A 14,016-nucleotide genomic window follows, 5' to 3' on the forward strand; every position below is an offset into this window, starting at 1 on the left:
CGTTCTCACGCGTCCATCAGGGCGGGTGTGCCCATGAGGCATGCCCGCGCCGGATGCTCGCCGACTCTCCGCGAGGTCTTCCCCGTGTTGTCCCATCGTCTCGCGACGGCCGCCCTCGGGCTCGCCGCCGCATTGCTCCTGCCTCGCACCGGCGTGGCGCAGTCTTCCGAGTCCCCTCCCGTCGAGCTCACCCTGGAGGAGGTCCTGTCCCTGGCCCGCCAGCGCGCTCCCGCGTTGCTGGAAGCCACGGGCCGTGTCGCCGAAGCCCAGGGCCCCGTGGCCGGCGCCGCGCCCCTGTTGCGTGACAACCCCACCGTCGAAGTGGAAGCCGGGCCGCGTACCCTCGGCGATGGCACGCGGGGGTTGGAGGTGGGCGTGGGGCTCGTCCAGCCCTTCGAGCTGGGCGGCAAGCAGGGCGCCCGCCGGGAGTCCGCGCGCGCCGGGCTGTCCCGGGAGCAGGCGAACCAGCGCGACGCGGAACGCCGCGTGCTGGGCGAGGTGGCCTCCACCTTCCTCCGCGTCCTGCATGCGCGCGAGCGGCTGAAGCTGGCGCGCGAGGCAGAGGAGGCCGCCGCGAGCATGGCGCACTCCACGCAGCGCCGCTTCGAGGCGGGAGACGTGCCGGTGGTGGACGTCAACGTGGTGCGCGTGGCGCTCGCGCGGGCCCGCGCGGCCGCGGTCGGCGCGGAGGGAGACGAAGCGTCCCTCCTCCACCTGCTGCGCGCGCTGCTGGGAATGGGGCTCGCGAAGCCCCTGGGCGTGCGGGGCGAGTTGCGGGCCCTGGCCACCGCCGCCGCGCCGGTGCCGCTCACCAGCGAGCGCCCGGACCTCGTCGCGATGGAGGCCGAAGTGGCCCAGGCCGAGGCGGAGCTTCGCCTGGGCCGGAGCGGCGCCTGGCCCGACGTGCAGGTGGGCGTGCGCTACCAGCGCGAGGTGGATGAGACCGCCGTCCTCGGCACGCTCGGCGTACCGCTGCCCCTCTTCTCACGAGGACAGGAGGCGCGCGTGACGGGCGAGGCCCGCGTGCGCCGCCTGCGCACCGTACTGGACGCGGCCCGCTCCGCGCGGGAGGCCCAGGTGGAGGCCGCGCGCGTGCGGCACCGCAAGCAGCAGGAGGCGGTGGACCTGCTGGAGCGCGAGGCCCTGCCGCTGCTGGCCGACAACGCCTCGCTCGCCGCACGGTCCTACGAGGCGGGGGAGATGGGGCTCGCGGAGTTCCTCCTCGTCCGCCGCGACACGCTCGAAGCCCGCATTGCCTACGTCGACAGCCTCCTCGAGGCCGCGCTCGCGCGCGTGCAGCTCGCCGTCGAGACAGGAGCCCTGCCATGAAGCCCGCCTTCCAGTTGCTGGCCGCCCTGCTCCTGCTGACCGCTTGCAAGTCGGAGTCCCCGAAGCACGAGGATGAGCACGCGCACGAGGGAGTCGAGGGTGCCGAGCCTCACGGCGAGGGCCATGACGAATCCAGCGTCCACATCGCCGCCGAGATGATGCGCGACCTGCGCGTCACCACCGCCCGCGTGAGCGAGCGACCCGGCGGGGAAAGCGTCACCGCCCTGGGCGAGCTGACGTTCAGCGAGGATGCGTACGCGGAAGTGTCCTCCCCCATCGCCGCGCGCGTGGGCACCGTCTTCGCCACCACCGGCCAGCAGGTGAAGCAGGGCGACAAGCTCGCGGAGCTGCGCAGCCCCGAGCTGGGCAAGGCCCGCGCCGCGCTCCAGGCGGCCCAGGCCCGCGCCACCGCCGCGCGGCAGACCGCGGAGCGCAAGCGCGCCCTCGCCGCCGAGCGCATCGTCGCGCAGAAGGACGTGCAGGCCGCGGAAGCGGAGGCGGCTTCCGCCGACGCGGAGGTCGCCTCGGCCCGGGCGGAGCTGACGTCGCTGGGCGCGAGCGAGGACGAACTGCGCGGCGGGCAGGGCGCGCCGGGCTTCGTGCTGCGCGCGCCGCTGTCCGGCACCGTCATCGAGCGGGACGCGCGGATGGGGCAGATGGCGGACCCCTCGCGCCCCCTCTTCCGCGTGGGCGACCTGTCCTCGCTGTGGCTCATCGTCCACGCCTTCGAGCGCGACGCCGTGCGCATCCAGCGCGGCGCCCAGGCGCGCGTCACCTTCGCGGCCTTCCCGGGGCAGGAACTCATGGCGAAGGTGGGCCATGTGGGGCAGCGGGTGGACGCGGCCTCGCGCACCATCCCCGTGCGGCTGGAGTTGGACAACCGTGAGGGGCTGCTGCGTCCGGGCATGTCCGCGTCCGCGTCCCTCCCCCTGGGCGTCGAAGGCGCCACCATCACCTCCGTCCCGGCGGCGGCGCTCCAGCGGCTGGAGGGTGGCTGGGTCGCCTTCATCCCCACGGACACGAAGGGCGTGTTCGAGCGGCGCGAGGTGGGGCGCGGCCGCACGCTCGGCGGCGACGTAGAGGTGCTGTCCGGGCTGAAGGCCGGAGAGCTGGTGGTGGTGGAGGGCGCGTTCCTCCTCAAGGCCGAGGTGGAGAAGTCGAGCGGTGGAGGGGACCCCCATGCGCACTGACGGCCCGGCTTCCGCCTCGGTGGTGGACCGCGTGCTGCGCGCGTCCTTCTCGCGGCCGGGGCTCACGGTGGTGCTCGCGCTGGCGCTCTCCGCCTTCGGGGCCGTGGCGCTCCACGGCCTGCGCCGCGACGTGTTCCCCGACCTGTCCGCGCCCATCTTCAACGTCATCGTGCAGAACGCGGCCATGGGCGCCGAGGAGCTGGAGACGGCCGTGGCCATCCCCATGGAGGTGGCGCTCGCGGGCCTGCCGGACGTGCGCCGCATCCGCTCCACCTCGCAGCTCGGCGTGACGCAGGTGACGGTGGAGTTCGAGCCCGACGCCGACTACTTCCGCAGCCGCCAGTACGTCGCCGAGCGCGTGGCCCAGGCCCAGGCCGAGCTGCCCGCCGGCACGGACGCGCCGCTCGTCTCCAGCCTCACGGGCCGACTCAACGAGGTCTTCGAGTTCACCCTGGAGGCCGAGCCCGGCGCGGCCGACCTGATGACGCTGCGCGACCTGGCCGAGTTCGAGGTGAAGAACCGGCTGCTCGCCGTCCCCGGCGTAGCGGGCGTGGAGCGGCTGGGCGGCTACCTGCGGCAGTTCCAGGTGCAGCTGGACCCGGACCAGATGGTGGCGCGCGGCATCAGCCTGGACGCGGTGGAGCACGCGCTGGAGGGTGCCAACCTCAACGCCTCCGGCGGCTTCGTGGTGCAGGGGCCCATGGAGTGGACGGTGCGCGCGGTGGGCCGCGCGCAGACGGTGGAGGACCTGAGCGGCACCGTGGTGGCCCTGCGCGACGGGACACCCGTGCTGCTCGGCGACGTGGCGGACATCCGCGAGGCCCCCGCCGTGCGGCGCGGCATCGCCCACCGGCTCAAGGGCGAGGTGGTGAGCTGCCGGGTCATCAAGCAGTTCGGCGCGGACACGGAGCGGGTGGCGGCGGGCGTGCGCGACGCCATCACCGAGCTGAGCCGCGCCCTGCCTCCGGGCGTGCAACTGCGCATCGTGTATGACCAGTCGGTGCTGGTGGACTCCGCGCTGGGAGGTGTCAGCCGGGCCATCCTGCTCGGCGCGTTCCTGGTGGTGCTCGTCCTCTTCGGGCTCCTGGGGGACTGGCGCGCGGCGCTCATCGTCACGCTCACCCTGCCCCTCTCCCTGGGAATCGCGGGCGTGCTGCTGAAGGCGGCGGGCATCGGCATCAACACCATGACGCTGGGCGGACTGGCCATCGCCGTGGGCCTGCTGGTGGACGCGGCCATCATCGTCACGGAGAACATCGTCCACGACTTGCGCGAGGGCGCGGGGCGCCGTTCCCAGCGCGAGGAGTCGCTCGCGGCCGCGCTGGAGGTGGGCCGGCCCATCGCCTTCGCCACGCTCATCGTCGTGTCCGTCTTCATTCCCCTGTTCGCGATGACGGGGATTGAAGGGCGCATGTACCAGCCGCTCGCGGCGGCCGTGGTGGCGTGCCTCGCGGCGTCACTCGGGCTGGCCCTCACGCTGGTGCCGGTGGCCTCGGGATTGTTCCTCCGCGCGCCCCGGCCGGACACGCCGGAGGACGTGTGGCTGGTGCGCAAGGTGAAGGCCTTCTACGCACCGCTGCTGGAGCGCTGCATGCGCCGGGCGGGACTGGTGCGGCTGGTGGCGCTCGCCATCACCGTGCCGGCGCTGGGACTGGCCTTCGCCGTGGGCAGCGACTTCATGCCCCGGCTCGACGAGGGCGCGCTGCTGTTGCAGACGGTGCTCCCCGCGGAGGCTTCGCTGGAGGAGGTGGACCGGCTCAACCACCTGGTCGAGGACGTGCTGCTGGAGTTCCCCGAGGTGGACGACGTGGTGCGCCGCACCGGTCGCGCCGAGCGCACGGAGGACCCGATGCCACACACGCTCTCCGACGTGCTCGTGGTGCTCAAGCCGGACCGGGGGCGCTCGCTGGAGAAGCTGGAGGCGGACATGCGCGAGGCGGTGGAGAAGGTGCCCGGTGTCACCACCCTCTTCACCACGCCGCTGGGCATGCGCATCGACGAGGGCCTGGGCGGCAGCCCCGCCGACCTCTCCGTGCGCATCTTCGGGCCGGACCTGGAGGTGCTCTCCGGACTGGCCGAGCGGACCCGCGCCATCATGGCGAAGGTGGACGGCGTGGAGGACCTGCGCGCGGAGCAGCTCAGCGGACTGCCACAGCTCCGCATCACCGTGAATCGCGCCGCAGTGGCCCGCGTGGGCCTCACGCCCGGAGACGTCATCCGCGCGGTGCGCGTGGGGCTGGTGGGACAGGAGTCCTCTCAAATCTGGAAGGGACAGCGGCGCTATGACCTGGTGCTGCGACTGGCGGACCACCGGCGCGGGGACGCCACCGCCATCCGGAGCCTCCTCGTGGATGGGCATGACGGCACGCGCATTCCGCTGAGCCAGCTCGCGCGGATTGAGGAGACGTTCGGCGCGGGCAGCATCCGCCGCGAGGCGGGCAGCCGGCGCATCGCCGTGGAGGCAGGGGTCTCCGGGCGGGACCTGGGCAGCACCGCGGCCGAGGTGCGCGAGCGACTGGCGGAGGAGCTGAAGCTGCCCACGGGCTACTTCGTCGACGTGGGCGGCAAGGTGGAGAGCCAGGAGCGCGCGGCGCAATCGTTGATGGTGGCCATCGCGGTGGCGCTGATGGCGGTGGCCATCCTGCTCTACCTTGCGCTGGGCTCGCTGTCGGAGGCGCTCGTCATCCTCGCCACGCTGCCGGACGCCTTCGTGGGCGGAATCATTGCGTTGCTCATCGCCGGGGAGACGTGGAACGTGTCCAGCCTGGTGGGGCTCATCGGCCTGTTCGGCATCGCCGTGCAGAACGGACTGGTGCTGGTGGCGCAGACGAAGCTGCTGGTGGAGCGGGGCCGGCCCTTCGCCGACGCCCTGCGCGAGGCGAGCATCAGTCGCGTGCGGCCCAAGCTGATGACGGCGAGCACCGCCATCCTCGGACTGCTGCCCCTGCTGGTGCTGCCGCTGCACGGCACGGAGGTGGAGCGGCCCCTCGCGGTGGTGATGGTGGGCGGGCTCGTCACATCCACCCTCTTCACCCTGCTGGTGCTGCCCACCTTCTACGCCTTCGTCCACGGGCTGCGCGAGCGCGTGGGCCAACGGCTGGCGGCGCGAAGGACGGCGCAGTGAGCACGGAGCTCCAGCGCATGTGAGGCGGGCCGGGCCCGGGGCGCACGGGCGTGGAAGGAAGCTTCATTCCACGCCCGTGCCGGAGTGACGCGGGCTACTTCGCGTAGGTGACGACGTCCTCGCGCACCTTGCTGACGATGCCCTGCCAGTTGCCGTTGGCGCCGTGGCTGAAGGCCTCGGCGTCATCGCGGAACGACACGGTGTGGTAGCTCCACTTGGCGTGGTTCTCCTCACAGGGGCCGGAGCCCAGCGTCAAGTCATTGCAGAACCAGTCGGACGGGTTGCAGTACGCGCCGCCCGCGCTGCCCGCGACGCCGCCCGTCGTGTGGTACGAGACGGCCTCGTCGTCCTGGCCCGGGAGCAGCCCCGAGTACAGCGTGCCCTTGGCACCGGCGAACATGTAGAACCAGATGTTGCGCGTGGTGTTGTGGTTGTACATGGCGCGCGCCGTCGTGGTGACCAGGTCGCCTACGATGGCGTCGCTGGTGGCCCACTCACCCTTGTCCGCCAATTCGCTGCCGCCGCCGGCGCCGGACGCCACGTTCACCCACTTGATGTTCCAGCCCACCTGCGTGGTGCCGTCCGTGTTGCCGCACACGCCGCTGGAGTTGGGGACCGCGTTCTTCTTGTAGCGCGCCGAGCCGCCGTACAGAGACAGCGCGTAGCCAATCTGCAAGTCACCCGCGCTGTGCACGGCGATGTAGCACCAGTTCGTTCCAGTGCAGAAGCAGTCCAGCGCGTCGCGCACGCGGTAGTTCTGACCGCCAATCTTCTGCCGCCCATCCCAGTTGACGGCCTTCTTGTTCACACCGGCCGCGGTGGAGCTGGGGCCCCAGTTGGAGAAGTCGGCGTAGTTGCCGGGCTGCGTTCCGCCGGAGTTCTTCCCGTGGATCCACAGCGTGTAGTTGGTGGCCTGGGCTTGCGAAGCGGACAGCAGGATGACGGCGACCGAGGCAACGAGCGCCGTGCGGACAGCGAGCAACATGAAGACTCCGGGGAGGATTGCGAGGGAATACCCCGAGCGGGGGACGGGGTGCGGCAAACGCTACCAGTCGTCCGTGAAGCAGTCGTGAGACCGGCCCACTTTTCCCTCGCACCACCATGGGTCCAACTCGCCCTCCCCCTCGTGCGACGGGCCATGCACGTCGCGACGAGAGCACCGTTCGACATGCACGCCGGGGAAGCGCGTCTCGTGAGCGGGTGAACACCCGGCCGCAACGCATGCAGTCACAGTGTGATGACCCCGGTTACACATGGCACTCGTCCGTCGTCGGCCGTTCCGCTTCGGCAGCTCGTTGATTCACGCGGTTGCAGCGGCGGGCTTCGTGGCGCGCGGCTTGCTCAATGGAGCTTCGGTCCTGGACCACCGTCACCTCTCGAGGCCTGCCATGCGCCGAATCATCTGTGTTCTCACGAGCCTGCTCACGCTCGCCGCCTGTGCTTCCGAGCCGCGCAGGCCACCGTCTGCCCTGGACCCGTCGAGCCCCGATGCGCCCGAAGCTCCGCCTGCCTCGCTCCCGAGCGCGCTCGCGGCGCCTGTCGCTTCCGAGCCCGCGGCTCCGTCACGGGGCCAGGCGGGCACCGCCACCCTCTACACGTGCGTGATGCACCCGGAGGTGCGCTCCGACAAGCCCGGCACCTGCTCCAAGTGCGGCATGAAGCTGGTGCCGGAGCAGCCCGGGGCTGGCGGCGCCACGGACGCGGGGCAGCCCCCCTCCGGACATGACCACGGAGCCCATCCGTGAGAGCAGGTGGACTCATCTGGCTGACGCTGCTCGCGAGCGGCTGTGCATCCATCCAGAAGGAGCGAGGCCATGCCGAGGTCGCCGCGCTCGTCGAGGAGCGGCTGGGCCGCAAGACGCGCTGGAACCAGGGCACTCCCGAGGACGCCGAGGTGCAGCGCCACCTCGACGCGCTCTTGAAGGAAGACCTCACCCCGGACCGCGCGGTGGAGGTGGCGCTGCTCAACAACCCCTCGCTCCAGTCCACCTACGAGGACCTCGGGGTGTCGCAGGCCGACATGGTGCAGGCCGGACTGCTCAGCAATCCCACCCTCAGCGGGAGCATCGGCTTCCCCATCTCCGGATTCGGCGTCCCCGAGCACGAGTTCTCGCTGGTGCAGGAGTTCGTGGACCTGTTCACGCTGCCGCTGCGCAAGCGCGTGGCCCAGGAGCAATTCATCGCCGACACCCTGCGCGTGGCGCATGAAGCGCTGAGCACCGCGGCCGAGGTGCGCAAGGCCTTCAGCGAGCTGCAGGCACGCCAGCAGCTCGTGGAGCTGCGCCGCAAGGTGCTGGAGGCGGCGGAGTCCACATCAGACCTGGCCGCCCGTCAGCGCGAAGCGGGCAACATCACCGAGCTGGAGCGGGCCATCGAGCAGGCCGGCGCGGAGGAGGCCCGCCTCGTCCTGGCGCAGGAGGAGCTGTCGCTGGTGGAGGACCGGGAGCACCTCAACCGCCTGCTCGGACTCTGGGGGCCCCGCACGCAGTGGAAGGTCGCCGAAATGCTCCCGGCGCCGCCTTCCGAGGAAGCGCCCCTGGAGCGGCTGGAGTCGCTCGCCATCCGGCAGCGGCTGGACATCGACGCAGCGCGGAAGCAGGCGTCGCTGCTGTGGAATGCGCTGGAGCTGGCACGGAGCACGCGCTACTTCGGGAGCGTGGAGGTGGGCGTCCACACGCACCGCGACGCGAACGGGCCCCGGCTCTTCGGGCCCACCCTGTCGCTGGAGCTGCCCATCTTCGACCAGCGGCAGGCCCTCATCGCCCGGCTGGAGGCCCAGCATCGGCAGGGTGAGCAGCGCCTCGTGGAGCTGTCCGTCAACGCCCGCTCCGAGGTCCGCGCCGCGCGCGCACGGCTGCTGTCGCTGCGCATGGTGGCCGAGCGCTACCGGCAGGTCGTGCTGCCCCTGCGCGAAAAGGTCGTCGAGCAGTCACAGCTCCAATACAACGGCATGCAACTGGGCCTCTATCAACTGCTCACCGCGAAGCGAGAGCAGGTGGAGGCATACCGTTCCTATATCGAAGCCGTCCGTGACTACTGGATGGCACGCGCGGAGCTGGAGCGGCTCGTCGGTGGACGGCTGCCCGGTGGCGCGAGCTCGCAGCCCCCGGCCCCAGGACAGGCGGCACAACCCTCACAGCCCGAGCACGGACAGCCGCGTGACGGCGGCACGGAGACTCCCCATGAGCACGGACAACACTGACCACGGACAGGCTCCCGGTGCCGCACCGGCTGACGGCCGGGAGCGCACCGACGACACGGGGGCCCTGAGTCGACGGAGCATGCTGGCCACCGCGGGCGCGACGCTCGCGGGCGGCGCACTGCTGCTCCGGGGTGCTCCGGCCCGAGCTCAACCGGCCGCTCCGGGGCCACGCGAGGGCTCCGCCGCGGACACGGGCCGGCGGTACGCGACCCCGGGGATGCCGGGCCGGGACTACCAGCCCGTGGTGGTGCCCAATGGCGCGACGCTGCCGTGGAAGGTGGTGGACGGAGTGAAGGTCTTCCACCTGGTGGCCGAGGAGGTGGAGCACGAGTTCGCCCCCGGCCTGAAGGCGCACTGCTGGGGCTACAACGGCCAGGTGCACGGGCCCACCATCGAGGCAGTCGAGGGCGACCGCGTCCGCTTCTACGTCACCAACCGACTGCCCGCGCCCACCACGGTGCACTGGCACGGCATCCTGCTGCCCAACGGCATGGACGGCGTGGGCGGCCTCAACCAGAAGGCCATCGCCCCGGGCGAGACGTTCCGCTACGAGTTCACCCTGCGCCAGTCGGGCATGGGCATGTACCACTCACACCATGACGAGATGACGCAGATGGCGCTCGGCATGGTGGGGCTGTTCGTCATCCACCCGCGCCGGCCGGTGGGTCCTCGTGTCGACCGCGACTTCGCCATCATGCTGCACGAGTGGCGCATCGACGCCGGCACCCGTCGGCCGGACCCGAACGAGATGACGGACTTCAACGTGCTCACCCTGAACGCGAAGGCGTTCCCCGGCACGGCCCCGCTCGTCGTGCGCAGGGGCGAGCGGGTGCGCATCCGCTTCGGCAACCTCTCCGCGATGGACCACCACCCCATCCACCTGCACGGCTACCACTTCCACATCACCGAGACGGATGCCGGCCGCGTCCCCGAGTCCGCGCGGTGGCCGGAGACGACGGTGCTGGTGCCGGTGGGCAGCACGCGCACCATCGAGTTCGTCGCTGACGCGCCCGGCGACTGGGCCCTGCACTGCCACATGACCCACCACGTGATGAACCAGATGGGGCACGGATTCCCGAACATGGTCGGCGTGAAGCCGGGCGGGCTGGACGCGAAGGTCCGCACGCTGCTGCCCGGCTACATGACCATGGGCCAGACGGGCATGGGCGACATGGGGGACATGGGCATGCCCGTCCCCGACAACTCCATCCCCATGGTCGGCGGCAAGGGCCCGCACGATTACATCACCATGGGAGGCATGTTCACCGTGCTCAAGGTGCGCGAGCGGCTGGAAGGCCACGAGGACCCGGGCTGGTATGAGAATCCGCCCGGCACGCAGGCGGTGGCCGCGAGCACGGACGAACTTCGGCGGGACGGCATCGACGTGAGTGCCCCGCCTCCAGTTGAACCTGGCACTCACGGTAGCTCGCGACGGGGGTGACGGGACGGGGCCCCATGTCGGCCAGAGTCCTCCGCTCCCCCGCGCGGTGAGCGGAGGCTCAGGTCCGCATCTTCAGCCGCGTCTCGTGGACGGTGTCACCGACGGCACCGGGCTTCTCCTTCTCCGCGGCGCGCAGCAGGCGGAGGATGCCGGGCCCGAGCACGTCAATCTCCGTGGACGCGTACGACTCCGTGCCGAAGCGGCGGATGGTGTCCGTCTGGAGCTTCAGGATGCGCGCGTCCTGGCCGAAGATGTGGAGCGCCACCGGCATGGCCAGCGGCAGCACGGCGCGCGTCAGCCAGCGCGGCAGCGGCAGGCGGAACGTCACCACCGCGTACACCAGCGTGTCCCAGTCCGACACGGGCGTCATCGCCGAGGTGACGATGATGTGGCTGCCCGCGCCGAGGCGGTACTCCACCTGGGCGATGGACGGCATGAGGAAGCGGTCGAAGTGCTGCACCTCACCGCCGCCGGGGGCCAGCAGCCTACCCACCACGCCGCTGGGGCGCGGCTCGCCGATGTACTCGGCCTCCACCTTGTCGGCGCTGCGCCGCACCACCACGTCGATTTCGTTGCGCTTCTCCTCGGTGCGGAACAGGCCGCCGTGGAGGTACGCGGTGTGCGGCACGTCGAGCGTGTTCTCCAGCGTGGAGTGCAGCGAGCCGGGCGCGCGGAGGGTGCGGCGCACGGTGGTGTAGTCGCCCGAGTCCAGCAGCGGGAAGCGGTAGGGCTCCGTCGTGGGCACGACGCCGGGCGTGGAGTACACCCAGACGAAGCCGTCCTGCTCGCGGGTGGCGTGGGACGTGGCGCAGCGGGCCCGGGCGCCGGGCTCGCCGAGGAAGCCGGGAATGGCGCGACACTGGCCTTCCGTGTCGAAGCGCCAGCCGTGGTAGCCACACTGGAGCTGGCCTTCCTTCACGCGGCCCAGGGACAGCGGCACGTTGCGGTGCGGGCAGCGGTCCATCAGGGCCGCGGCCTTGCCGCCTTCCCCCCGGAAGAGGACCAGCGGGGTGCCCTGGAGCGTGCGGGCCAGCGGCTTGTTCCCCAGCTCGCGCGAGGCGCAGAGGATGAACCAGGCGTTCGGCAGGTGGACGACGGAGACGTGACCTGTGGGCGCGCCGGGGGTGCGCGCCTCCTCGCGAGGGCTCATGAGGGCAGTGTAACCCGTGCCCACGCCAGGCGGGACCCGAGATGCACGGGTGCCCGCCTGGCCGGGCTACAGCTTCAGCTTCCGGAGCCGGAGCGCGTTGGCGATGACCGACACGGACGAGAGGCTCATCGCCGCGCTGGCGAAGATGGGGCTGAGCAACAGGCCGAAGAAGGGGTACAGCACCCCCGCCGCCAGCGGCACCCCCAGCAGGTTGTAGATGAAGGCGAAGAAGAGGTTCTGCCGGATGTTGCCCAGCGTCCCCTGGCTCAGCCTCCGCGCCCGGGCGATGGCCCGCAGGTCCCCCTTCACCAGCGTCACGCCCGCGCTCTCCATCGCGATGTCGGTGCCCGTACCCATGGCGATGCCCACATCCGCCTGCGCCAGGGCCGGCGCGTCGTTGACGCCGTCACCCGCCATGGCCACCACGCGCCCCTCCCGCTGGAGCTTGCGCACGGCCTCCCCCTTCGCGTCCGGCAGCACCCCGGCGATGACCTCCGTGATTCCGAGCCGCCGCGCCACCGCCTCCGCCGTGGTGCAGCTGTCGCCGGTGAGCATCACCACGCGCAGCCCCTCCTGACGGAGCAACTCCAGCGCCTCCGGCGTGGATGCCTTCACCGGGTCCGCTACGCCGAGCAGCCCCGCGAGCCTCCCGTCCACGGAGACCATCACCACCGTCTGTCCGTCTTCGCGCAGTGCCTCGGCACGTGGGCCCATCTCGCCCGCGTCCACGCCGCGCGCCACCATCAGCGCCGCGTTGCCCAGTGCCACCGCCTCCCCGTCCACGCGGCCGGTGACGCCCTGCCCGGTGTGCGAGCGGAAGTCCTCCACCGGCGACAGCGACACGCCGCGCTCCTTCGCGCCCCCGACGATGGCGGCTGCCAGCGGGTGCTCGCTGCCGCGCTCCAGGCTCGCGGCGAGCTTCAGGAGACGGGCCTCGTCGAAGCCGGGGGCCGGCACCACCGCCGCGAGGCGCGGCTTGCCCTCGGTGAGCGTGCCCGTCTTGTCCACCACCAGCGTGTCCACCGCCTCCAGCCGCTCCAGCGCCGCCGCGTCGCGGATGAGCACGCCCGCCTGCGCGCCCCGGCCCGTGCCCACCATGACGGACATGGGCGTGGCCAGGCCCAGCGCGCACGGGCAGGCGATGATGAGCACCGCCACCGCGTTGACCAGCGCATGCGCCAACCGGGGCTCCGGGCCCCACACGCCCCACACCACCGCCGTCACCACCGCCACCGCGATGACCACCGGCACGAACACCGCCGCCACCCGGTCCGCGAGCCGCTGAATCGGCGCGCGGGTGCGCTGCGCCTCGCCCACCCGCTGGACGATGCGCGACAGGAGCGTGTCCCTGCCCACGCGCTCCGCACGCATCACCAGCGAGCCCGTGCCGTTCACCGTGCCGCCCGTCACCTTGTCGGCCGGCCCCTTCTCCACGGGGAGGGACTCGCCCGTCACCATGGACTCGTCCACCGCGCTGGCACCCTCCAGCACCTCGCCGTCCACCGGCACCTTCTCCCCGGGACGCACGCGCAGTCTGTCGCCCACGTGGACGTGCGTGAGCGGCACGTCCTCCTCGTGTCCGTCCTCGCGGAGGCGCCGGGCGATGGCGGGCGCCAGGCTCAGCAGGGCCCGCAGCGCCCCCGAGGTGGCGTGACGCGCGCGCAACTCCAGCACCTGCCCCAGCGCCACCAGGGTGACGATGACGGCGGCGGCCTCGAAGTACAGCGGCGCCGAGCCTCCATGTCCCGTGCGCAGTCCGTGCGGCAGCGCGCCCGGGAAGAGCGTGGCGAAGACGCTGAAGAGATACGCCGCGCCCGTACCCAACGCGATGAGGGTGAACATGTTGAGGTGCCGGTTGCGAACCGAAGCCCAGCCGCGAGCGAAGAAAGGCCACCCACCCCAGAGCACCACCGGCGTGGCCAACACGAGCTGCGCCCACGCCAGCACCGACGCGGGCACCGCGTGCTGCACCGGCTGGCCCGGAATCATGTCCGACATGGCGAGCGCGAGCAGCGGCACGGTGAGGCCCAGGCCCACACGGAAGCGCAACCGCATGGATTGCAGCTCCGGGTCCGGCGCCTCCTCGGGCAGCACGGTGCGAGGCTCCAGCGCCATGCCGCAGATGGGGCAGCTTCCCGGCCCGTCCCGCACCACCTCCGGGTGCATGGGGCACACGTACTCGACGCGGGCTTCGAGCGCGGGCGGGGACTCGGGCTCCAGCGCCATGCCGCACTTCGGGCATGCGCCCGGGTGGTCCTGGCGGACCTCCGGGTCCATGGGGCACACGTACAGCGTGCCCGGCGCGGCGGACGGCTCGGGCTCGGTGGACACAGGCGCGAGGTAGCGCGCCGGGTCCGCGCGGAAGCGCTCGCGGCACTTCGGGTTGCAGAAGAAGTAGCGGTGGCCCTCGTGCTCCAGGCTGCCCCCCTTGGGGGCGAGCGGGTCCACCTTCATCCCGCAGACGGGGTCGATGGCGTGCGCCTCCCCGCTCGTGGGGGGAGGCGGCGTGTGGGCGTGAGGGTGCGAATGGGAGGGGTGCATGGTGCGTCCGTGCTCCTTTCGCCCAGGCCAACGAAGCAC

General features: G+C 71.9%; 9 protein-coding genes. 6 read left to right on the plus strand and 3 right to left on the minus strand.

The annotated features are described in order from the left end of the window. Positions 1 to 84: 84 nt before the first annotated feature. From OV427_RS14000 to OV427_RS14010, 3 genes are read left to right on the plus strand one after another with little or no spacing between them, the layout of a single operon-like run. Positions 85 to 1,329 carry a TolC family protein gene (locus OV427_RS14000; protein ID WP_267856597.1) on the plus strand — a complete coding sequence of 415 codons (1,245 nt, stop codon included), beginning with the start codon at positions 85 to 87 and terminating at the stop codon, positions 1,327 to 1,329. Continuing rightward, a complete protein-coding gene (locus OV427_RS14005) occupies positions 1,326 to 2,519 on the plus strand; it encodes an efflux RND transporter periplasmic adaptor subunit (RefSeq protein WP_267856598.1) in 1,194 nt (397 codons plus the stop codon). The genes OV427_RS14000 and OV427_RS14005 overlap by 4 nt, the downstream gene beginning before the upstream one ends. Beyond that, positions 2,509 to 5,643: an efflux RND transporter permease subunit gene (locus OV427_RS14010; protein WP_267856599.1), complete on the plus strand. Its 3,135-nt coding sequence runs from the start codon at positions 2,509 to 2,511 to the stop codon at positions 5,641 to 5,643. Before OV427_RS14005 ends, OV427_RS14010 begins: the two co-directional genes overlap by 11 nt. A 94-nt stretch (positions 5,644 to 5,737) precedes the next feature. Here OV427_RS14010 and OV427_RS14015 read toward each other — a convergent pair whose 3' ends face one another. Further along, positions 5,738 to 6,628: a hypothetical protein gene (locus OV427_RS14015; RefSeq protein WP_267856600.1), complete on the minus strand. Its 891-nt coding sequence runs from the start codon at positions 6,626 to 6,628 to the stop codon at positions 5,738 to 5,740. A 403-nt stretch (positions 6,629 to 7,031) separates the two neighbouring features. Between OV427_RS14015 and OV427_RS14020 the strand changes: the two genes are divergently transcribed. The 3 genes from OV427_RS14020 (at position 7,032) to OV427_RS14030 (ending at position 10,286) form a co-directional block, all read left to right on the plus strand. Continuing rightward, positions 7,032 to 7,388: a heavy metal-binding domain-containing protein gene (locus tag OV427_RS14020; RefSeq protein WP_267856601.1), complete on the plus strand. Its 357-nt coding sequence runs from the start codon at positions 7,032 to 7,034 to the stop codon at positions 7,386 to 7,388. Next, on the plus strand, positions 7,385 to 8,845 hold the full coding sequence (locus OV427_RS14025; protein WP_267856602.1) for a TolC family protein: 1,461 nt from the start codon (positions 7,385 to 7,387) through the stop codon (positions 8,843 to 8,845). Before OV427_RS14020 ends, OV427_RS14025 begins: the two co-directional genes overlap by 4 nt. A 64-nt stretch (positions 8,846 to 8,909) precedes the next feature. Beyond that, positions 8,910 to 10,286 (plus strand): multicopper oxidase family protein, encoded by a 1,377-nt coding sequence (locus OV427_RS14030; RefSeq protein WP_420718356.1) that lies wholly within the window; start codon positions 8,910 to 8,912, stop codon positions 10,284 to 10,286. Positions 10,287 to 10,344: 58 nt separating this feature from the next. Here OV427_RS14030 and OV427_RS14035 read toward each other — a convergent pair whose 3' ends face one another. Together OV427_RS14035 and OV427_RS14040 are read right to left on the minus strand one after the other, a co-directional pair. Beyond that, positions 10,345 to 11,436 (minus strand): aromatic ring-hydroxylating oxygenase subunit alpha, encoded by a 1,092-nt coding sequence (locus tag OV427_RS14035; RefSeq protein ID WP_267856603.1) that lies wholly within the window; start codon positions 11,434 to 11,436, stop codon positions 10,345 to 10,347. Between the two features lie 66 nt (positions 11,437 to 11,502). Further along, complete coding sequence (locus OV427_RS14040) at positions 11,503 to 13,977, minus strand: heavy metal translocating P-type ATPase (protein WP_267856604.1); 2,475 nt, start codon at positions 13,975 to 13,977, stop codon at positions 11,503 to 11,505. Between the last annotated feature and the right edge of the window lie 39 nt (positions 13,978 to 14,016).

The sequence above is a fragment of the Pyxidicoccus sp. MSG2 genome (assembly GCF_026626705.1).
In the GTDB taxonomy this organism is placed as follows: Bacteria; Myxococcota; Myxococcia; order Myxococcales; family Myxococcaceae; genus Myxococcus.